Below are 22,136 nucleotides of genomic sequence, written 5' to 3' on the forward strand. Positions count from 1 at the left end.
TCAGATCGTCGTCTGGAGGACGAGTGCCGCCAGTACCACGATGGCTCCGGACAGAAGCACCGACATCAGCGCCAGACCAATGGCCCCGTGCCGATCAGCTGCTTCTTTGGCCCAGCGATAGCCTGCGGCGATGAGCCCGATCAGCAGCAGCAAGGCCACAAGCACCACCAGGATCGGCATCAGGTCAGGTCCGAAGCCCCTGACCAGCTCTGGCAGGAAGACCCATCCCGAGGCGGCGATAGCGGTGACCCCGCCCATGGCCGTTGCAGAAATGCCTCGGATGACCATCTGCCGGTCCCGACGCATCATCTGCCGAACGAACATAAACACAGCCAGGAGGGCAAGCAGGAATGCCGCAGTCGACAGCCAGACCCTGAAGGCGTCAGACCCCTGCACGACCAAGGCCGGAACCAGGCAGACCAAGGTCAGCAAACCGAACATGGCTCGGTCTGGGCCGGTGCGAATACCCCGACCCACCAAGGGCCAAGAGGCCAACAGGGCCAATGCCAGCACCAGAACCAGGAAGGCCTGCACCCATCGGGCGACCCGAGGCTCGGCCAACAAGCCCGCCGCCACGCCCGGCAGGATCAGCGCCGCCAGGGCCAGCAGCTGCGTCAAGGCGGGCGCGCGCCCATCCCGGGTTTCTTTTACGGTCTGCGCCATGGGTCCTCCTGCCTGTCCCCATCGGGGAGCCATACGTCACATCCTAGGGCAAGGCCATCCTGTGAACTCGAAGCCCTGTGACGGGCCGATTGTACAATGATGACGACTGTTCAACGAATCCACCCCTCTATGGACGAACGGACAGGGAAGAAGGTACCCCCGTGACGGATCTGACCTTGATGACCTGCGCCGAGGACCCGGCATCGGTTCTGCCAGCCTTGGCCCTGCTCTCCCATCGGGTGCGCGTTCTGCCCTTGGACGCCGCCTCCCTGGTAAGAATGCCCGAGGACACAGTGCTGCTGATCGATGCCAGCGACGACCTGGCCGAGGCCAAGACCCTCTGCAACCTGACCCGGGCCTCGGGCCTGTCCACGCCCATCATCCTGGTTCTGAGCGAGGGCGGCTTCACCGTGGTCAATGCCAGCTGGGGCGTGGCCGACGTCATCATTCAGTCCGCATCCCCCGCCGAGGTCGAAGCTCGGCTGCGTCTGGTCTGCCAACGCGTGACCCCGATACGCAAGCCGGATGCTCAGCCCGAAGAGGCTGAGGACCAGGTGCCCACTGGTCAGGTCCGCTCGGGCGATCTGGTTGTGGACACCGAAAGCTACACAGCCCGAATCCACGGTCGTCCCATCAACCTGGCCTACAAGGAGTTCGAGCTGCTCAAATACCTGGTTCAGCATCCCGGCAGGGTCTTCACCAGGGCACAGCTCCTCCAGGAGGTCTGGGGCTATGACTACTACGGCGGCACCAGGACGGTTGATGTGCATGTGCGGCGGCTCAGGGCCAAGCTGGGCAGCGAGTACGAGCACCTGATCGGCACGGTCCGCAATGTGGGCTACCGGTTCGACCCGCCCTCGTCAGCACGGACGACCTCAGCCCCCAAGCCCGAGCCGGATGTCGGGACCAACCCAGATCCAGCCGAACAAGAGGACAGCCAGTCAGAACAATCCCAGGACTCCAAGAAGAAGAAAACCGATCATAGTGACTGATGCATCATCAAATCGAAAGCGTCCCCAAGGCAGGGAAAGCAAGGCCCACCGCCTGGCCCGCATGCACGAGGAGTACCGCATCCTCTGCCAGGTCTTTCCCGAGGCGGTCTGCGCCCTGCACTTTCACAACCCCTTCGAACTGCTGGTGGCCACTGTCCTGAGCGCCCAAACCACCGATAAGCGGGTAAACTCGGTGACCCCTGAACTCTTCGAGCGCTACCCCGATCCCGCAGCCATGGCCCAGGCCCAGCCGAACGAACTGGAGGCCATAATTCACCCGGTGGGCTTCTACCACGCCAAGGCCCGCCACCTGCTGGGGCTCTCTCAGATGCTGACCGAAGACTACAACGGCAAGGTCCCCCAGACCATGGAGGAGCTGACCGCTCTGCCCGGCGTGGGACGCAAGACCGCCAATGTAGTCCTTGGCAATGCCTTCAACATCCCCGGATTCCCGGTGGACACCCACGTCACCCGGGTCACCGGCCGTCTGCGCTGGCGGACCGACTGGCGCAGCATCCACCCCGATCCAGTGAAGATCGAACATGAGATTTGCGACTGTTTCCCGCCCGAGGACTGGACCAATCTGTCGCACAGGCTGATCCTCCACGGCCGAGCCACCTGCCACGCCCGCAAGCCCGACTGCCTCCACTGCCCCCTGGCCGAAACATGTCCCAGCGCCGAACTCCTGGCCGGACCGGCCTCTCGATAGAATCAAAACCATGGCACGGGGCAGACACACACAAATCAGATCCGGAATCATCTTTCTGCTGGTACTGGCGATCCTGACAGCGGGCACCTACATAGCCTGGCCGCTGGTGACAGGTCAGGGAAGCTGGCAGCTACCCTGGGCCCAGGGGAGCACGGGCCAGATCGTGCGCATTCGAGCCCGCCAGGCCCCCGTCTCCCTTGACATCCGCACCGAACCCGGATTCGCCACCGACCAGGCCCTGATGGGCAATGTCTACCAGACTCTGACCAGGCCCGACGCCAAAGGCCGGCCGACGCCCGGCCTGGCTCAAAACTGGGAGGTCTCCTCAAACGGGCTGCTCTACACCTTTCATCTGCGCAATGACGCCCACTTCGCCGACGGACGCCGCCTGACCTCGGAGGATGCCCTCTGGTCCCTGCACCAGATCATCGACCACCAGTACCAGGGTCATCGGGACCTGGATGGACTGGCCAGGGTCACCAACCCCGATGATGCCACACTGGTAATCGGCCTGAAGAGCCCGAACGCCAGGCTGCTGACCGCCCTGAGCGGTCGTGCGGGCATAGTCTACGACCGCCGGGCCCGTGTCAACTATTCCACTCGATCCGCTGGTTCAGGCCCCTACCAGGTGGATGACTGGCAGCCGGGCACCAGCCTGACCCTGACCGCCAGCAAGTCCTACCAAGGCCCGGACAAGGCCACCATCCACAAGGTGATCTTCAGCTATACCGGCAGCCCGCAAGAGACCATCAAGAATCTGGACCAGGGACGCCTGGACGCTGTAGTGGACATGGATCCCGCCACCGCCAAACAGGCCGGCAAGGCGCCGACTGCCACGCCCAGCACAAACAATGTGGTCCTGGCCTTCAACAACGAGGCATCCAGCCTGCTATCCGACCAGCATGTGCGCGAGGCCGTCCGCTATGCCGTGGACCGCCAGGCGCTGGCCGATCTGGAAGGCGGCGGAGCCAAAGCGCTGGGCGGGCCGCTCAACGCGCTGAGCCCTGGCTATGATCCCGGTTTGCAGGCTTTCCCCTTCGACCGCATCCAGGCGGCCCGTCGAAACTCCTACTATGCCCCGTCCTACTATCACGGCGGTCTGCGCCTGATCTACCCCCAGGAATTCGGCAATCAGGTGGGCGATCTAATCAGCACGCAGCTGAAGGCGGTGGGCATCCCCAGCCAGGTCTCCATGGTGGACCAGGCTGCATTCCGCGACCAGGTGCTCAATCGCCACGACTATGACATGACCCTGCTGGTCATGGACAATGATGAAATCGACCGCTTCGCTGACCCCGAATCCACGATGCACTTCGACAACATCGATATTCAGAATTCCTGGAAGCAGGTGACGGACTGCACTGACCAGAACACCTATGCCGAGCGACTGAAGGCCTTTGCCCGACAGGTCAGCGACCTCTCCCCCAGCGACTGGCTGTATCAGCGTACGCCCCTGGTCCTCACCGCCCCCCGCCTGCAGGGCATGCCTAGCTCTCTGGTGGACCGCTACCTGCCCCTGTGGAACCTGCGCATCCAGGGGTGAAAAGGCCGGTGCCCCTTGTCACTGTTCGTCCATAAAATGCTGGTATGTCTGCTGAAAACCAAGGAATCGTCAATGCCCATCTGACCCCCCTGCCCGACAGGGTGGGCGTGGATGGCCTGGAGGAAAAGTGGTGCCGCGACTGGGATGAGTCCGGCGTCTACCGCTTCCGCAACACCCGCGAGCGCTCCGGTGTCTACTCCATCGACACCCCGCCGCCCACGGTCTCGGGGCATTTGCATGTGGGACACGTCTTCTCGTACACCCATACCGACGTGATCGCCCGGTTCAAGCGGATGCAGGGCTACGACGTCTTCTACCCCATGGGCTGGGACGACAACGGTCTGCCCACCGAGCGGCGGGTCCAGAACTATTACGGGGTCCGCGTGGACACCTCGCTCAAGTACGATCCGGACTTCAAGCCCCCCTTCCACGGGACCAAGGGTAAGAAGATCAGCGCCAAGGACCAGGTGCCCGTCTCCCGTCAGAACTTCATCGAACTATGCGAGGAACTGACCGCCGAGGACGAGAAGCTCTTCGAGCAGCTCTGGCGGTCGCTGGGCTTGTCGGTGGACTGGTCGCAGACCTACCACACCATCGGCGAGCATCCCCGCCGGGTGGCGCAGAAGGCTTTCCTGCGGAACTTGGCCCGAGGCGAGGCTTACCAGAAGGAGGCCCCGGGACTCTGGGACGTGACCTTCCAGACCGCTGTGGCACAGGCCGAGCTGGAGTCGCGCGAATATGACGGCTTCTATCACCGTGTGGCCTTCCGGTTTGCGGACGGCACGCCAATTTACATCGAGACCACCAGGCCTGAGCTGCTGGCGGCCTGCGGCGCCCTGATCGCCCATCCGGACGACAAGCGCTACCAGAAGTACTTCGGGCAGAAGGTCTACTCTCCCCTGTTCAAAGTGGAGGTGCCCATCCTGGCCCACCCCGCCGCAGAAATGGACAAGGGCGCCGGCATTGCCATGTGCTGCACCTTCGGCGACGTGACCGACGTGCAGTGGTGGCGGGATCTGAACCTGCCCACCAGGTCCATCATCCAGCGCAACGGACGAATCGTCATGGATGTGCCGGACTGGATCACCGATGAAGGCGGACGGCGAATCTTCGAGCAGACCGAGGGCAAGACCACCTTCTCAGCCCGCAAGATCATCGTGGATGCCCTGCGCGAGTCCGGCGACCTGGATGGCGAACCCAAGCCCACCAAGCGCATGACCAACTTCTATGAGAAGGGCGACAAGCCCCTGGAGATCGTCACCTCCCGTCAGTGGTACCTGCGCAATGGCGGCACCGACCAAAAACTCAACCAGGAGCTGCTGGAACGTGGCAAGGAGCTCAACTTCCATCCGGACTTCATGCGGGTACGCTACAACAACTGGGTCGAGGGACTTAACGGCGACTGGCTGATCTCCCGCCAGCGCTTCTTCGGAGTCCCCTTCCCCCTCTGGTACCCGGTCAGGGAAAACGGCGAGACCGACTACGCCCATCCCATCACCCCGGCCGAGGACAGGCTCCCCATCGACCCCAGCAGCGATGTGCCCGAGGGCTTCGAGGAGTCCCAGCGCGACCAGCCTGGCGGCTTCACGGCCGAGAAAGACATCATGGACACCTGGGCCACCAGTTCCCTGACACCCCAGATAGTGACACACTGGGCCGAGCCGGGCGAACAGGACCAGGCCCTCTTCAAGGCGACCTTCCCCATGGACCTGCGTCCCCAGGGCCAGGACATCATCCGCACCTGGCTCTTCAGCTCCATGGACCGCGCCCATCTGGAGAACGGCTGCCTGCCCTGGAGCGACACCACCCTGTCGGGGTGGATTCTGGACCCGGATCACAAGAAGATGAGCAAGTCCAAGGGCAATGTGGTGGTACCCGACGAACCCATCAAGAAGTATGGCGCTGACGCTGTGCGCTACTGGGCATCCTGCGCCCGGCTGGGCCTGGATGCCACCTACGATGAAGGACAGATGAAGATCGGCCGCCGCCTGGCCGTCAAGCTCCTCAACGCCGTCAAGTTCGCGCTGGCCATCGGACGTGAGGATGAAAACCATAAGGTCACTCAGGCAGCGGAGGCCACCTGGGACCCGGCTGATGTGACGGTCCCGCTGGATCGCGCGGTCCTGGCCGGCCTTGCCCAGGTGATCGACCAGGCCACCAAGGCCCTGGAATCCTACGAGCACTCCAAGGCATTGGAAGTGACCGAATCCTTCTTCTGGGACTTCTGCGACAACTACATCGAGCTGGCCAAGAACCGGGCCTACGGAACCGCGGATGCCACCGGCAGGACCCCTGACGAGGCCCAGGTACTGAGTGCCCGCACAACCCTGGGACTGGTCCTGGACGCTCTAGATCGTCTTCTGGCTCCCTTCCTGCCCTTCGCCACCGAGGAGGCTTGGCAGTGGATGCATCAGGGGGACGGATCGGTTCACCGGGCCTCCTGGCCACGTTCAGAATCCTACCGTGCAGCTGCCCAGGGCCAGGATCCGGCTCTTTTGGCCTGGGCAGGCACGGCTTTGGCCTCACTGCGGCGGATCAAGTCCGAGGCCAAGGTCTCCATGAAGACCCCCATTCTCTCCGCCTGCTTAAGTGTGGCGCCGGAGGGCCTGGAAGCCGTGAAGGCCGCCTTGGACGACATAGCCGAAGCGGGTAGGGTTACCGGAGATCTGGATCTGGTCGAGGAGACCAATCAGCCCGATGCCAAGAGTGCCGGCGAGGATGAAACCGGCATCCGGGTGACCGCCAGCCAGCTGGGCGAGCCCCCGGCCAAGAAGCCTCGTAAGTAGGTTTCATTCCCGATGGTAACCGAGGCGGTTCGGCCATAGGCACCACCCCGGTTGCCATCGGTTTGCACTCGTAACAAGGCCGTTACAGTGCAACTAGCGTTACAGCCTGAAGGCCGGACGAACAATCGTCACCCATGCAAAAGCAGTACCAATCAGCATTCACGCAGTTTTGCAATCGAAAGCATGCCTGTTACGAGCTGCTCAGACCGAATTTGCCTGTGGAACAGCTTGATCACAACACTCTGCACCTTGCGAAGATTGTAATGCTAAAGTGGAGTTAGTAGAGGGATTTTACATGGTGTGCGTCGACGCAGTTATGGGGACTATGACCTGGGAAGTCAGCACGCTTGGGGAGGAAGATTAAATGGGGAATGCTCATAGCACCCGTAGACTGTTGACCTTAACGGCTATGATTGGACTGGCGCTGGTCGTAGCTTCAACCGGAGCATACGCAAACACCGACGACATGGCGCCTACACCTACAGCAGGCAGCAGCAGCGCGAACTCATTGCTCAAAACAGGTGAGCAGGCACGGGCTATGATGCCGACCGCATCACCATCGCCGCTGGCCAACAATAATCCCTCGCCGTTCAAGTCCATCCAACCATTCAATAAGCAAAAGACTGACAAGTCGCCCCAGCCCAGGGATTCATCCTCATATACCCTCACCTTTGATTCGGATGGGGGCTCGCTGACGTCCGGCTCGCCGGCCTTGAGCCAGACAGTAGCCTCAGGTCATCTGGCATCTCCTCCTGCCGTCACCAAGACAGGCTACCTGTTTGACGGATGGTTCGTCAAAGCAGCCGACGACAGCTCCAATGTGGCCTACGATTTCGGCAAGCCGGTCACCAGCACCAGCGCGAAGTCGCTGATAGCCCATTGGTCATCAGTCAAAGACTCCCAGTGGACGACAGCCAACGCCAGCGGCAACGACACAGGGGGCTCTTCAATCACTCTGACTCCCCCCAAGCCCAGAGGGGTCAGATTCGCACAGGTCAGCGCCGGCCACGACCACACCCTCGCCGTAGGCTCGGATGGCCACGTTTATGCCTGGGGCGACAACAGCAAGGGCGAGCTTGGCGATGGAACCACAATCAACAAAAACACGCCAGTGCGGATTACCGAAAACGAGGCCATCAAGGGAAAGACCTTCATATCCGTCAGCGCGGGAACCACATTCTCCATGGCCCTAGCCTCGGACGGCACCGTCTACACCTGGGGCGACAACAGTCGCGGCGAACTCGGCAACGGTTCCACCACGGATCCCGATTCCTCAGTACCGGTAAAGGCGAATCTCAACGTCACCATCACCGCCATCAGCGCCGGATACTGGCATGCCATGGCCCTGTCCTCGGACGGGACGATCTACACATGGGGAGACAACGAATACGGCCAGCTCGGCAACGGGCACACGGGTGTCAAAGTCAACGCTTCACCAGCAGCGGTCTCTTCATCCGGCGTCACCTTCACCACCATCAGCGCCGGATACGATTTTCAAACGGCGCTGGACAGCCAAGGACATGCCTACGCCTGGGGACGCAACCAGGGCGGCCAGCTCAGCATCGGCACCATGGACGGCACCAGCAGTGGTTCCAATGTCTACACTCCATCGCGCATTTACGGCGACTCAACCGGCAACCCAGACAGCACTGTCTACACCGACATCGATGCAGGGTACCTGCACGTCCTGGCACTGAGCAATTCAGGCAAGGTATATTACTGGGGTTATCCCCTGATCAAAGGAAATGACCCCAATGCCGACAGCGTTCACTCCTTCTATCCCAGTCTGGTAAGCTTGGACACGGGAGCGGCGACGCCTGTTTCAGTCAGCGCCGGGGACTCCTCCTCTGCGGTGGTCGACTCTGCGGGCAGCCTGTACATGTTCGGCAGCAATTCCAGCGGTCAGCTGGGCGACGGAACCACAACTGCTAATTCAAAGATGACCGAGGTGAGCCTGACAGGCGTCACAGTCGCCGCATTCGATGTCTGCCGGCACAGTCTGGCCATCGGCTCGGACGGGCTCCCCTACAGCTGGGGGGAAGCGAAAAGCGGCAAGCTGGGACAGGGCAGCAGCGGACCTCAAAGCGGCTCACAGACCAAGCCTGCAGCGGTCAGCCCACCCCAGATAGATTTGGCCAAGGTGACCTTTGGCAAGACTGATGTTGCCAAGACCGACAGCGGCAGCCCAATCAACCGAACTTCAGCAGGTGACGACACTTGGAGTACGAATACCCCATGGACGGTCACTACCCCGCACCACACCTACGGAACCACCAAGATCAAAATCAATGAATGGACCATTGGCGGCGCAGCGCAACAAGGCCAGGCCATCGCCGACTATACATTCACACCCACTGCTCAAAAGGTCACCTTTGATTCGGACGGGGGTTCATCGGTCTCGGACCAGTCCGTCACATCAGGCAAGCAGGCTTCACCTCCCAGCGTTACCAAGGCAGGTTTCCTGTTCGACGGCTGGTTCGTCAAAGCGGCCGACGGCAGCTCCAATGTGGCCTACGACTTCAGCAGCCCGGTCACCGGACCGCTGAATCTGAAAGCCCATTGGTCGTCGCCAGACACCAAATGGAAAACGTCGAACGCCCTCCATGGCGATGACACCGGTGGCTCCACGATTACTCTGACTCCTCCCAAACCCAGGGCAGTGAGGTTCGCGCAGGCCAGCGCCGGGCGCTACCACACTCTGGCTGTAGGTTCGGACGGACACGTCTACGCCTGGGGAAATCAGGCCAGCGGGAGTCTGGGGAACGACAAAACCTCAGGCACGGCGACTACACCAGTACGGATCACTGAAAATGACGCCATAAAAGGAAAGATCTTCATAGCCGTCAGCGCCGGCGACGCTTACTCCATGGCCCTGGCCTCGGACGGTACCGTCTACACCTGGGGCAGCAACGGCAAGGGACAGCTCGGCAACGGCACCACAACAGATTCTGCCGTGCCTGTGAAGGCGAATCTCGACGCCAACATCACCGCCATTAGCGCAGGACGGTCATACGCCATGGCCCTGGCCTCGGACGGCACGGTCTACACCTGGGGCAACAACCAGTACGGCCAGCTCGGCAACGGCAGCTCAGACAACAGCGACCATTCCTCCCCCACCAAGGTCCCGACGCTGTCCGGCATCACCGCCATCAGCGCAGGATTCACCACAGGCACCGCCCTGGACAGTCAAGGCCACGCCTGGGCCTGGGGCCGCAACGAAAAAGGCCAGCTCGGCAACGGCACCCTTAATGACAACCCGACACCGGCACGCGTCCAAGACCTGGGCACCGGACAGCCTGATACCCGGTCCTATATCGCCATCAGCGCCGGCTACCAACACGTGCTGGCGATCGATACGGATCATGACGTCTATGGATGGGGTTCCGGCACCGCCATCGGCTCCTCGACTGATTCCAATGTCAGCACGAAAGGATCCACTAAGATCAGCTTCGGAGACGACGTTGTCAATATCACCGCCATCAGCGCGGGCGACGATGGATCCGAAGCCATAGATGACAGCGGAAGAATCTACACCTGGGGTAAAGAGGGCTACGGACAGCTAGGCAACAACATAAACAATAACGATGCATGGCAGACCAATCCGAAAGCCATCACCCTGGCCCAGTCAGTAAAAGCCTGCGCGGTAGCCACCTCCAGTCATCACCAGACAGCCATCGGGTCTGACGGATTGCTCTACACCTGGGGATACAACTACTACAACCAGATCGGACGAAACGGGGCATCCTCGCTGCCCGGCACCACACAGCCACCACAAATCACCCTGACCAAGGTGACCTTCGGCACCATGGCCAGCGGCACTGCACAAGCCCCCAACCTGACCCAGACAAGCAAAGACACCTGGGATGAAAACCGGGATTGGACCTTCACCACGCCCGCGTACCCGTACGGCCCGTCCAGTTTCACCATCACATGGAACATTGCCGGCGATGCCGGGGACTCAACGCAAACACAGCAGTTCGACTACACCTTCGATCCGACCAACAAGCACATAGATCTTGACCCCGTTGGAGGCGTCGGGGCTGCATGGACAAGTAAGGACATCAAGGAAGGCGAATTGGTGCCCCGACAGACTGTCACCAAAGCAGGATTCCTATTCGACGGCTGGTTTGTCAAAGCATCCGACGGCAGCTCCGATGTGGCCTATGACTTCGGCAAGCCGGTCACTGGCCCGCTGACCCTGGTCGCACACTGGACACGTTCGTCTTCAATGACTGTCAACCCAACCATCAGTCCATCCACCGGCGGATACCAGGTAACCATCACTCCGCCCTCGCAGCGTGGCATCCGTTTCGCCCAAGTCAGCACAGGCAAAAACCATTCCCTGGCTGTCGGCAGTGACGGCAACGCCTACGCCTGGGGAGACAATAGTACGGGGCAGCTCGGCAACGGCAGCAAAGATAGCAGCAAGACACCCATCCAGGTAAAGAAACCCGACAACGTTGCTGACAAGGATAGCTTCGCCTACATCCAGGTAAGCGCTGGTTATGGTTTCTCGCTGGCCCTCGGCAGTGACGGCAACGCCTACGCCTGGGGAAACAATAGTACGGGGCAGCTCGGCAACGGCAGCAAAGATAGCAGCACGACACCCATCCAAGTGCAGAAGCCATCCGACGCAGGCACCGACTTCTCCTACATCCAGGTAAGCGCAGGCGGCTATCATTCCCTGGCCATCGGCAAGGATCATCAAATCTACGCCTGGGGAGACAGAAGCAACGGACAGGTAGGCGACGGCAACACGACCGGGAACTCCCCTACTCCAGTAGCCGTCAACGCAAGCGCCGGCAACCCTGGATTCCAAGCCAAGCAGGTCAGTGCGGGATATCAGCACTCTCTGGCCATTGGTATAAGCGGACAAACTTACGCTTGGGGATACGGCGTCAGCGGAAGACTGGGCAACAATGCCAAAGCCTCACAGGCCACTCCCGTATCGGTGTCGTCACCCAAGAAATACGAGGACGGGTCAACAGGCTTCTTTGCTACTCAGGTCAGCGCGGGCGGCTCACACTCTCTGGCCATTAGCAGAGCTCTGGCAATTAACAGCAAAGGCGAAATTGAGAGAGACGACCGCAAGGCCTACGCCTGGGGGGCGAATGCCGACGGACGCCTGGGCACCGGAGACACCAACGATGCCGCAATACCTACCCTGGTGGCCGATCCTGACGGAGGCAGCGATGGATTCAAACCCACCGAGGTCAGCGCCGGAGGGTGGTTCTGCGCAGGAATCGACGACAAAGGGAAGGTATACACCTGGGGAAGCAATGGTCAAAACGCCCTGGGCAATGTCTCCATCACCGGATCAATCAGCGTATCCCCTGTTCTGGTGAGCAAAGACGGCAGCGCCATACAGATCGGTGCAGGCGAGCGCCAAATCCTGGTCATCGACTCCGACGGCAAGGCCTACGCCTGGGGCGACAATAGCGGCATGCAACTAGGCACCAATTCCGACAACAGTTCCGTCAAGGCGGCCACCTTGGTCTGCCCGCCGCAATTGACCATCAGCTCGGTCACGGTCGGCACGGACCCGGATACCGTTGCAGTTCTCCAACTGACGCGGAACGGCACGGCAGAGACTTGGGGATCCTGGAATACCTGGACTTTCTATACCCCAGCGTTCAAAGCAGGCTCGACTACGGTCAACATCACCTGGAACATTGGCCAAGGCAGCTCTCAGACCGAGAACCTGGACTTTTCCTACAGGGATGTTCTGCCCCTGACCGGCAGCCAAGGCCTTCTCGCCATGCTGCTTGTCGGTCTGTTCGTTACGGTGACGGTCCTGGCATCAAGGCAGCACTACCAGGAAACGGCTCATCAGACTAAAGCCAGCACTCGCTGACCAGGCGATTCCGTCATCGCTAATATCTAGTGGTCGATGGCATAGTAGTTCATCTACGCCATCGACCATTAGCGTGCTATGGATTCCCTCAGCGCGAACCTAGCTGACTGGCCAACTGTTCGTGGCCCTGTTTAGCAGCGTCAGCCACCAGATGCAGATAAGCCTCAGCCAGATTCGGATCGAGGCCATAATCTTCAGCCTTGTCTCGCAAGGCCGCTATCTGTGAAGCCTCCCGGCGCAGGTCAGCTGAGGCGAATCCTGCCTGGGCCTTGAGCAGACCGATGCGGTGGGTCACCCTGAACCGTTCGGCCAGCATGGCGACAATAGCGGCATCGATGGTGTCCACATCGGCACGCAGTTCCTCCACCTGGCGGGCGGCCTCGGCCTGGGGTCCCCCGCTCTGCGCCTGGTCATCGATCACTGTTTCCATCTTCTCAGAGCTCATGGCAACAGTGTAATCCTGCCACCAAAGTTCCGACGGCCTGGTCTAAGGGCAGAGCGCTGTTAATGCAAATTTTGGACATTCCCGAAATCCGCAGGTTATAGATAGTTCCGCTGCAAATCGCGGATTCTCTCGTATTCCTGATGGGCCTTTATCGAGGATTCGATATGCGCCACCTCAGGAGTGGCCACCTCCCAGTAAGCGTCGGCTGCATCGTCACGTTCCACCGGTGCCACCTTTGCATAGATGGCGGTGATTTGATCACTGACGAGCGCTTTTCGCAAAGCCTGACGCAGTTGGTCCGCATCCTCGACGGTATAGGTCTTGACCCCATACCCTTCAAGAATCTTGGGAAAATCAACCTGCATCGGTTCCTTAAGATTCTGACGGCCGTTATCTCCCCGGTAGTAATACTTGGTCTCAAATCCTTGAGAGCCGACCTGCATGGACAGTGAATGAATCGATCCATAGCCGCCGTTATCCAAGAGCAGCAATATGATTTTCTCCCGCTCCTGAATCGCCGTCAATACATCCTGGTGGTACATGATGAAGGAGGCATCGCCGATGAAGGAGAAGATCTCCCTGCTCGGATCAGCCATTCGCATACCCAGGGCTGCAGGAATCTCATAACCCATGCAGGAATAGCCGTATTCGACCGAGTAGCCAAGCGGACTACCCGCCTTCCAGAGCTTCTGAAGATCGCTGGGCATGGACCCGGCGGCGTTCACGACCACATCCTGGGGACGGGCGAATTCGTTGACGATGCCGATGACCTCCTTCTGCCCCAGCCCCTCAGTGCCCGGGATATGCTGGACCATGCGGTCCACAGCCTGCCGTTGCTCGTCGGCCTTGGCCACGGCCTCACGGCGATAATCCTCGTCCACCTGCCAATCGCCCAAAACCTCCTGCAGCTCGCTCAGCGTCTCACGGGCATCGCCAATGACCGGAATGGCTGCCTCCTTGTGCGCATCGAATGACAGGACGTTGATATTGACGAAGTGCACCTGGGGATTCTGGAACATCGTGTTGGATGCCGAGGTGAAATCCGTATAGCGTGTGCCGACACCGATGATCAGGTCTGCAGTGTGGGCCAGGCGGTTGGCAAAGCGCAGTCCCAGAGCACCCATGGGGCCCGAGTTCATCGGATGGTCATAGGGCAGGGCGCCCTTGCCTGCCTGGGTGCTTCCGACCGGAATCCCGGTCTTCTCGGCGAATTCCGCCAAAACCTTGCTGGCCGACGAATACACGACACCTCCGCCAGCAATGATCAGCGGGCGCTTCGAACTCTTGATGGCCTCAGCAGCCTGGGCCAGGGAATCCTTGTCTGGTCTGGTCCTGGGGATTCGCCAAATCCGCTCACGGAAGAGGTCGAGGTCAAAATCGTAGGCTTCGGCCTGCACATCCTGAGGCAGGCAAAGCGTCACAGCACCAGTGGTAGCCGGGTTGGTCAAAGTCTCCATGGCTCTCATCAGGGAGGCCGACAGCTGCTCGGGCCGGTCGATTCGGTCCCAGTACCGACTGACGGCCTTAAAGGAGTCATTGGCGGAAATATCGTTGGACTGTTCATTCTCAATCTGCTGCAGAACCGAGCCTGTCCGTCGGGTCGAGAAATAGTCGCTGGGAAGCAAAAGGACCGGCAGACGGTTGACCGTCGCAGTGCCAGCCGCAGTGATCATATTCGCAGCACCGGGTCCTATCGAGGTAGTGACGGCCATGGCTCCCATTCTGTTCATCTGGCGGGCGTAGCCGACGGCTATATGTGCCATGCCCTGCTCGTTCTTCCCCTGGATGAAACGGAATCGGTCGATCTCCTCCAAAAGCGCCTGCCCGACCCCGGCTACATTGCCATGGCCCAGAATGCCCAGAGCCCCGCCGAAGAAGGTGGATACCTGCCCATCCCTTTCCACTTTCTGAACCTCCAGAAAGCGAACGACGGCCTGTCCAACAGTCAGCCTGACTGTATTACCAGTCTTGCTCGTCCCTATCATTTCCTCGCACCTTTCCTATTAGCCGCCGTGACCCTCTCAAACTGGGGTAATGCAAACCCCGCGCTGTCCGCCATGGACTAGGCCTGCGGGGAACCGTCACCGGTTGCCCTAGTTCGCTAGGGTTAACGGTCCATAGGTCAATCATGGCCGTCGACGGCCGCGCTCTTGGCAACCAAGGTATAAGAGCAAGTGATTTCATAACTATCCTGCATTTTTTGTATATCGACCCGGTACCCCGCAATGCCATGCCCTTCTCCCTGCCCTCCGACAGCCCAAGGCGGAGGTCGAACCGGAATGAAGCCGTCTTAGAAAATGGCTAGGAATCTTATAAATACTTGCAGACCTGCCAGGATCACCCCTGGAGGATGCAAGGTCGTGGCATAGAACTGGAGAACAACCAATGTCTGGAGACAGAGTCGTGCCAGACAGTATCAGCTGAAAGGAATGGCCATGTCGTCATTTGAAACGCTGGCTAAAGCCGAGAGCCCCGCTGAGCTATCCAAACGCCGCACCCATTACACCCGGCTGATGATATGCCTGGGACTGTGCGCAGGGGGGCTGTATGGATACACGCTGACAGCCCTATCCGGCGCACTGATAACCATGAACATAGGATCAGGCCAGCTGGGCCGCCCCACCGACTTCGAACAGGGGCTCATCACCTCGGCAATGCTGCTGAGCGCAGCGGTAGGCGCCTTTGCGGGCGGCAACCTGAACAACCGCCTTGGGCCGAAAAAGATGATCCTGACCGGAGCAGTACTGGCAATCCCCGGGGCAGTAATCTGCGCTGTAACGCCCAGCATTCTTATCCTTTGCCTGGGCAGGGTCATTCTCGGCCTGGCAATCGGCTTCACATCGACCATCGTCCCTATTTATCTGGGGGAGATGACCGGAGCCGCCAATAGGGGACGCATCGTCTCGGTCAATTCAGTCATGATCGTGGTCGGACAGCTCCTGGCTGTGTCAGTCAACGCCATCCTGACACAGATGGGCATCGGCTGGAGGGCCATGCTGTGGGCGGCCGTCGTCCCAGGTATCCTGCTCTTGCTGATAGCCCTTGTCATCAAGGACAGCCCCGATTACCTGATTCGGCACGGTCTGCAGGATCAGGCCATCCAGCTTCTGACTGAAACACGGGACCTGCCCGAGGCCGAGCAGACCTTCAAATCACTTTCCCAGGCCCGTGAGAACAGCAGTCAAACCGCCGCCCGGAACAACTCCGACAGCAGTTTTGCGACACCATGGCTGCGGAGGGTGCTGATAATTGGGATCGGGCTGGCTTTGGTTAATCAGCTCAGCGGGCAGAATATGGTCAATTACTACGCCCCCACTATTTTCACCAAGACCTTGGGCTTTGCACCATCCATGTCCATACTGGCCACCGTACCTGTCATCTTGGTTTCCGCCATCGCCGCCACAATAGGCGGCCTGGGTTTCATCGACAAAATCAATCGACGGACCATTCTGACTGTCGGCCTGGTCGGCACGATTATTTTCCTGGTCGCTATCGGCATCAGCTACCGCTTTATCGATCCCTCCAGTAGTTCCCGTACTGCCTCCTGGGTCATGATCGTCATGATGATGATCTATCTGGTGTTTGTGCAGGGCATGGTAGCGCCGGTCACATGGCTCTTGATGGCCGAAGTCTTCCCCACCAGCGTCCGTGGCAAGGGCATGGGATACGCCAACATAGCGCTCAATTTGGTCAACTTCCTCTTGTCGCTGATCTTCCCGCTCCTGCTCAACGGTCTGGGAGGCTCGGGAACCTACCTGCTGTTCGCCCTTATCAACATTGGGTGCCTGGTGTTTGCAATCACCATGATTCCTGAGACCAGAGGGAAGAGCCTGGAGGAGATCGAGGCCGAAGAACGCGCCTTGGGACAGCGGAAGTAAAAGGATTGAATAAAGGAGACAGGATGACTCAATGGGTATATCCAAACGGCAGCGCAGCCAAGGGTGATTGGGAGGTGAGCCTGGGAGCCTCGGACTCGCAACCCGTTCCAGGTTGGCAGTACACCGGCATCAGGGTCGCCAACCCCCGGAAAAACCAGGTTCTTACCCTGCCTGCAGCAGATGAGGAACGCCTGGTCGTCCCCCTCTTCCAGCGATTCGATGTCAGAACACCGGATGGTCTTTATCACCTGCGCGGACGCCAAAACGTCTTCACTGCACCAACCGATGTCGTATATGTAGGCACGGGAACGCCCTTGGAGATATATGGCCCATCGGGGGGACGGGTTGCCGTCGCATCAGCGCCCGCCAGCACCCACTACCCAGACCAGCTGGTCAAGGCGGAAGACAATGAAACCGTCCTCAGGGGCAACGGGCCCACCTCCAGGCAAGCCCGAAACTTCGGCATGATGAACAACATCGAAGCTGAACGGCTGTTGGTGTGCGAGGTCATCACCCCCAGCGGCAGCTGGTCCTCCTACCCCGTCCACAAACACGACCAGAACAATGACCATGAGACCGCTCTCGAGGAAATTTACTACTTCCAGATGAGGGCGCTGCCGGGTGCCCCTGACCAGGCCCGGCCCCTGGCCTACCAGGGTGCCAGCACAGCCGACGAACGGCCTCTGAATATTATGACCGAAGTGCATCCCGGCGATACGGTGCTCATCCCCTACGGCTGGCATGGCCCCTCCATCGCCGCCCCCGGATACGACCTTTACTATCTGAATGTGATGGGCGGCGGCGGACAGCGCGACTGGAAGGTGACCATCCGCGACGATCAGACCTGGATCAATCAAGCCCTGCAGAGCCAGCCCCGCAATGATCGGCTGCCCATGATCGACTGAAAGGGGCTCGGATCGCAGATTTCTATTGCAACAGAACAACTCCAACCCCAACAAGGAGAGCACTATATGGACATCACCGGCGCTGTGCTGAGGACGATGGGTACGCCTGGCCCGTATGCACGGACCGGACCGCTGTCTATCGAACACCTTGAACTGGATCCGCCCCAGCAGGACGAGATATTGGTCAAGGTCACCGCTTCCGGCATCTGCCATTCGGACCTGTCGGTCGTCAACGGCAGCAGACCAAGGCCCATGCCGATGCTGCTGGGCCATGAGACCACGGGCATCGTGCAGGCCTTAGGGCCTGGGGTTGAGGACTTGAAGGTCGGACAGCATGTCACCCTGGCCTTTCTGCCCCGCTGCGGCAAGTGCGCCAACTGCCTGACCGGAGGCCGGCTGCCCTGCACTCCTGGCTCCAAGGCCAATCAGGCCGGCACCCTGATGAACGGTGGCATTCGCATCCACAAGGGACCGGAGCGGATATACCACCACGTAGGCGTCTCCGGCTTCGCCACCTACGCCGTCGTCGATCGACGCTCAGCTGTGCCTGTCCCAGAGGAACTTCCCTCTGCCATAGCAGCCGTCCTGGGTTGCGCCGTCCTCACCGGCGGAGGCGCCGTGCTCAACGCCGCCGACCCCCAGGACGGACAGGATGTCATGGTGGTCGGACTGGGCGGAGTCGGCATGAGCGCCCTGTTGGCGGCTGCAGCACTGGGCAGAGGCCGGGTCATAGGGGTGGACCGCAACAAGGATAAGTTCAACGATGCCTTGGGCATGGGCGCCACCGATGTCTACACGGTTGACGAAGCCCTAAGCAAGGGCATCAAAGCGCCAATCGTCATTGAGGCAGCCGGCGCTCCAGGAGTCCTGGACCAGGCCTTCGAACTGACGGACATCGGTGGCAAAACCATCACGGTAGGGTTCCCGGATCCCTCGGTCAGAGCATCACTGCCATCCAGCGTCATCACCGGTGAGGCACGAACAGTCATCGGCAGCTACCTGGGATCGGCGGTCCCCGCTCAAGACATACCCAGATATGCCCGACTATGGCTGGACGGCAAGCTGCCGGTGGAAAAGCTCATCAGCAATCACATCAGGCTTGATGACATCAACGAAGCCATGGACGATCTCGACAGGGGCCAGGCCTTGCGGCAAATCATCGAATTCGACTCATGAGCCAAGACCCGAACCGAACTAGCACCGCTTACGCCTTGATGAGAAAGGACACACAGTGAAGTGGACAAAGAAAATCGACACAGTGCTGCCAGAGGCATCGAACACCCTGTTTATCAACGGGCAATGGAGGAAATCCCGGACGGGAAGAACATTCGCCGTCGACAACCCATCAACTGGCGAGCGCCTGTTCGAACTGGCCGATGCCGGAGCTGAGGATGCCATTGATGCCTTGGATGCCGCAAGTTCCAGCGCCGAAGGCTGGGCAGCCTCTACGCCCGTCGAGCGCCGAAATCTGCTGGACAACAGCTACGAGGCGGTCATGGACAACAAGAAGCTCTTTGCCGAGCTCATGACCAAGGAAATGGGCAAGACATACCAGGAAGCCCTGGGCGAGGTCGATTATGGAGCCGGCTTCCTCAAGTGGTTTGCCGAAGAGGCCATGCGCTCATATGGACGGACCTTCCACCTGCCCGACGGCCGCAAGGGCCTGGTGACCCACGATCCCGTGGGCCCCTGCTATCTGGTGACGCCCTGGAACTTCCCCTTGGCTATGGCCACCCGGAAAATCGGACCTGCGCTGGCAGCTGGTGACACCATGATTGTCAAGCCCGCAGGTTTGACGCCGCTGACAACCCTGGCCATGGTCGAGGTCCTCCGCCAGGCCGGCGTACCCGACGGAGTAGTCAACGTCATTACTTCAGAGCACTCCCCCGAAATATCCGATGCGCTCTTCGCCGACGGTCGACTGCGGAAGATCAGTTTCACAGGCTCCACCACTGTTGGCAAGACCCTGATGAAGCAGGCCGCCGACCAGGTTCTGCGCACATCCATGGAGCTGGGTGGCAACGCCCCCTTCCTGGTCTTCGACGACGCGGACATCGACCAAGCAGTCCAGGGGGTCATGATGGCCAAGTTCCGCAACAACGGCCAGGCCTGCACCTCCGCCAACAGAATTTTCGTCCAGGACGGCATAGCCGATGAATTCGTCAACAAGCTTCAGCGGGCGGTCAGCGCTCTGAAAGTCGGGGACGGCATGGATCCCTCCACCGATATCGGGCCGCTTATCAACAAGAAGGCAGTGGACCGCATGGAGCGCATCGTCAAAGATGCCGTGGATGCCGGGGCCGACCTGCTGGCAGGCGGCCATCGCTCCGATCTCGGCGAATGTTTCTTCCAGCCCACACTCCTGGACCATGTGCCGCGGGAGTGCGAAGTCTTCCGTGAGGAGATTTTCGGCCCCGTGCTGCCTATCTCCCGATTCGGCAGCGACGAAGAAGGAATGAAGGCAGCCAATGACACCATCTACGGTCTGGCCGCCTATGCCTACACCAGATCGATCAAGCGCAGCGAGTGGATCCAAGGCCATGCTCAAGCCGGCGTGCTCGCCATCAACTCCGGTGTCCTCTCCGATGCTTCAGTGCCTTTCGGGGGTGTCAAGCAGTCCGGCATGGGCCGTGAGGGCGGCAGCGAAGGCATCTACGAGTACCTGACCACCAAGTACACGCTCCTTATTCCCTGATCGCCTGCAAGACCGACCATCCTCCTTCCACAAGAAGCGAGCGCCGACCATCAATATCTTGGTTGGTGTTCGCTTCTTGTTGTTTCGGAAACGCGCACATCTGATATCAGTATTTATAGAAAACGCCTCTCCCCCTCATTGGGACGCTCAATTTTCCTTAGGCTTATAGCAGTCAGATCCACCGCCGATAACGATGTCGGAGCATTGGATACGGCATCATGCCAACTTGGAGGAACACCCATGTCCACCACCTATAGGGAGATCAGCCGCAACCTCGACATAAAGAAGCTGGCCGCCAACCGACGGCGATACTCCAGACTCATGATCGCTCTGGGCATTTTCGGAGGCGGTCTGTATGGCTACACAACCGTGGTCCTATCGGGGGCCCTGGTCACCATGAACTTCCACGGACAGGGACTCAACGCCTTCCAACAGGGAGTCCTGACAGCAGGGCTCCTCCTGGGCGCTGCCGTGGGATCCTTCCTGGGAGGCTCGTTGGCCGACCGATACGGCCGGAAGAAAATGATCATCACCGGTTCCTGCATCTCACTGCTGGCTTGCGCGGCCTGTGCACTGGCGACCGACTTCTCCCTCTTCCTCATTGCCAGAATCTCAGTCGGACTGGGTGTTGGATTCACCTCCTGCGTGGTGCCTATGGCCATCGGAGAGCTGGCTTCGGCGGACAAACGTGGCCGATTGGTGTCTGTCAACTCGGTAATGATCAATATTGCGCAGCTCCTGGCTACCTGCGTCAACGCCATATTGGCCAAGGTCGCCGACTGGCATGCCATGCTCTGGGCCAGCGTAGTGCCCGCGCTTTGCCTGGTCATCATCGCTTTTCTTATTCATGACACACCCAACTACTTCATTCGCCATGGCATGGACGATCAGGCCGTGCGCGTCCTGCTATCCACACGCGATGAACAGGAAGCCAAGCAGACCTATGAGTCCATGCAGACCAGTCTGGCCTCCTCCAGCCGAGACTCGCAGCACGCCAAGAAGGAGAGCTTCTCCACGCCCTGGCTCCGGCGGGTGCTCACCGTTGGCATAGGCCTGGCCGTCATGCAGCAGTTCTCCGGAGTCAACGCCATCAACTTCTTTGCCCCCACCATCTTCTCGACAACGCTGGGATTCGGATCCACTGATTCAGTCATCGCCATGGTGCCGGTCATGCTGGTCTCGGCCATAGCCGCCGTGGTATTTGGCCTGATTCTGATCGACAAGATCGATCGCAGAACCGACCTGCTGATAGGCACGGCCGGCGTGACCGTATTCCTGACCGCTATCGGCATCTGCTACCTCTTCATTCAGGGGGGTAACACCAGCAAGGCTATGTCCTGGACCTTGATCGCCATCATGATGATTTACCTGCTCTTCGCCCAAGGAAGCATGGCACCCGTCACCTGGCTGATGATCGCCGAAATCTTCCCCACCGCAGTCAGGGGCCAGGGGATGGCATACGCCAATATCGCCGTCAACACCTCCAGCTTCATACTGACATTGATTTTTCCGGTCATGCTCGAAAAACTGGGTGGTGCAGGCTCCTTCTTCGTTTTCGCACTGATCAACGCGGGCGCCTTCCTTTTCACCAAGGCCCTGGTTCCGGAGACACGCGGCAAAACCTTGGCCCAGATAGAAGCGGAGGCCCGGCAACGCGTTAAGTGAT

General features: G+C 59.9%; 13 protein-coding genes. 10 read left to right on the forward strand and 3 right to left on the reverse strand.

Annotated elements, in window-relative coordinates; genetic code table 11:
* Nucleotides 1-663, reverse strand: coding sequence for a hypothetical protein (locus H3T90_RS04390; RefSeq protein ID WP_198229714.1), 663 nt, complete (start codon nucleotides 661-663; stop codon nucleotides 1-3).
* Between the two features lie 161 nt (nucleotides 664-824).
* On the opposite strand from H3T90_RS04390, the gene H3T90_RS04395 reads away from it, so the two are divergent.
* The 5 genes from H3T90_RS04395 to H3T90_RS04415 all read left to right on the forward strand — a co-directional run bounded on the left by H3T90_RS04395 (nucleotide 825) and on the right by H3T90_RS04415 (nucleotide 12,547).
* Nucleotides 825-1,655, forward strand: a complete 831-nt coding sequence (locus H3T90_RS04395) for a winged helix-turn-helix transcriptional regulator (protein WP_198229715.1) — start codon at nucleotides 825-827, stop codon at nucleotides 1,653-1,655.
* Nucleotides 1,656-1,716: 61 nt separating this feature from the next.
* The gene (gene nth, locus H3T90_RS04400) at nucleotides 1,717-2,364 is read left to right on the forward strand and encodes an endonuclease III (RefSeq protein ID WP_198229877.1); all 648 of its coding nucleotides are present in this window, start codon (nucleotides 1,717-1,719) and stop codon (nucleotides 2,362-2,364) included.
* Nucleotides 2,365-2,374: 10 nt separating this feature from the next.
* Complete coding sequence (locus tag H3T90_RS04405) at nucleotides 2,375-3,907, forward strand: ABC transporter substrate-binding protein (RefSeq protein ID WP_198229716.1); 1,533 nt, start codon at nucleotides 2,375-2,377, stop codon at nucleotides 3,905-3,907.
* 44 nt (nucleotides 3,908-3,951) lie between these two features.
* On the forward strand, nucleotides 3,952-6,693 hold the full coding sequence (gene valS, locus H3T90_RS04410) for a valine--tRNA ligase (RefSeq protein ID WP_198229717.1): 2,742 nt from the start codon (nucleotides 3,952-3,954) through the stop codon (nucleotides 6,691-6,693).
* Nucleotides 6,694-7,057: 364 nt separating this feature from the next.
* Nucleotides 7,058-12,547, forward strand: a complete 5,490-nt coding sequence (locus H3T90_RS04415) for an RCC1 domain-containing protein (RefSeq protein ID WP_198229718.1) — start codon at nucleotides 7,058-7,060, stop codon at nucleotides 12,545-12,547.
* A gap of 88 nt (nucleotides 12,548-12,635) precedes the next feature.
* Here the strand turns inward: H3T90_RS04415 and H3T90_RS04420 are convergent, their stop codons facing one another.
* Together H3T90_RS04420 and iolD are read right to left on the reverse strand one after the other, a co-directional pair.
* The gene (locus H3T90_RS04420) at nucleotides 12,636-12,992 is read right to left on the reverse strand and encodes a chorismate mutase (protein WP_198229719.1); all 357 of its coding nucleotides are present in this window, start codon (nucleotides 12,990-12,992) and stop codon (nucleotides 12,636-12,638) included.
* A gap of 95 nt (nucleotides 12,993-13,087) precedes the next feature.
* Complete coding sequence (iolD, locus tag H3T90_RS04425; RefSeq protein ID WP_198229720.1) at nucleotides 13,088-14,977, reverse strand: 3D-(3,5/4)-trihydroxycyclohexane-1,2-dione acylhydrolase (decyclizing); 1,890 nt, start codon at nucleotides 14,975-14,977, stop codon at nucleotides 13,088-13,090.
* A 450-nt stretch (nucleotides 14,978-15,427) separates the two neighbouring features.
* Here iolD and H3T90_RS04430 point away from each other — a divergent pair, with 450 nt between their 5' ends.
* The 5 genes from H3T90_RS04430 to H3T90_RS04450 all read left to right on the forward strand — a co-directional run bounded on the left by H3T90_RS04430 (nucleotide 15,428) and on the right by H3T90_RS04450 (nucleotide 22,135).
* Nucleotides 15,428-16,870: a sugar porter family MFS transporter gene (locus tag H3T90_RS04430; protein ID WP_198229721.1), complete on the forward strand. Its 1,443-nt coding sequence runs from the start codon at nucleotides 15,428-15,430 to the stop codon at nucleotides 16,868-16,870.
* A 23-nt stretch (nucleotides 16,871-16,893) separates the two neighbouring features.
* Complete coding sequence (gene iolB, locus H3T90_RS04435; protein WP_198191296.1) at nucleotides 16,894-17,775, forward strand: 5-deoxy-glucuronate isomerase; 882 nt, start codon at nucleotides 16,894-16,896, stop codon at nucleotides 17,773-17,775.
* A 66-nt stretch (nucleotides 17,776-17,841) separates the two neighbouring features.
* Nucleotides 17,842-18,951 (forward strand): alcohol dehydrogenase catalytic domain-containing protein, encoded by a 1,110-nt coding sequence (locus H3T90_RS04440; RefSeq protein WP_198229722.1) that lies wholly within the window; start codon nucleotides 17,842-17,844, stop codon nucleotides 18,949-18,951.
* A gap of 55 nt (nucleotides 18,952-19,006) precedes the next feature.
* The gene (locus H3T90_RS04445) at nucleotides 19,007-20,470 is read left to right on the forward strand and encodes an NAD-dependent succinate-semialdehyde dehydrogenase (RefSeq protein ID WP_332468236.1); all 1,464 of its coding nucleotides are present in this window, start codon (nucleotides 19,007-19,009) and stop codon (nucleotides 20,468-20,470) included.
* Between the two features lie 240 nt (nucleotides 20,471-20,710).
* Nucleotides 20,711-22,135 carry a sugar porter family MFS transporter gene (locus H3T90_RS04450; RefSeq protein WP_198229723.1) on the forward strand — a complete coding sequence of 475 codons (1,425 nt, stop codon included), beginning with the start codon at nucleotides 20,711-20,713 and terminating at the stop codon, nucleotides 22,133-22,135.
* Nucleotide 22,136: the final 1 nt, after the last annotated feature.

The organism is Bifidobacterium polysaccharolyticum (assembly GCF_016101585.1).
In the GTDB taxonomy this organism is placed as follows: domain Bacteria; phylum Actinomycetota; class Actinomycetes; order Actinomycetales; family Bifidobacteriaceae; genus Bombiscardovia; species Bombiscardovia polysaccharolytica.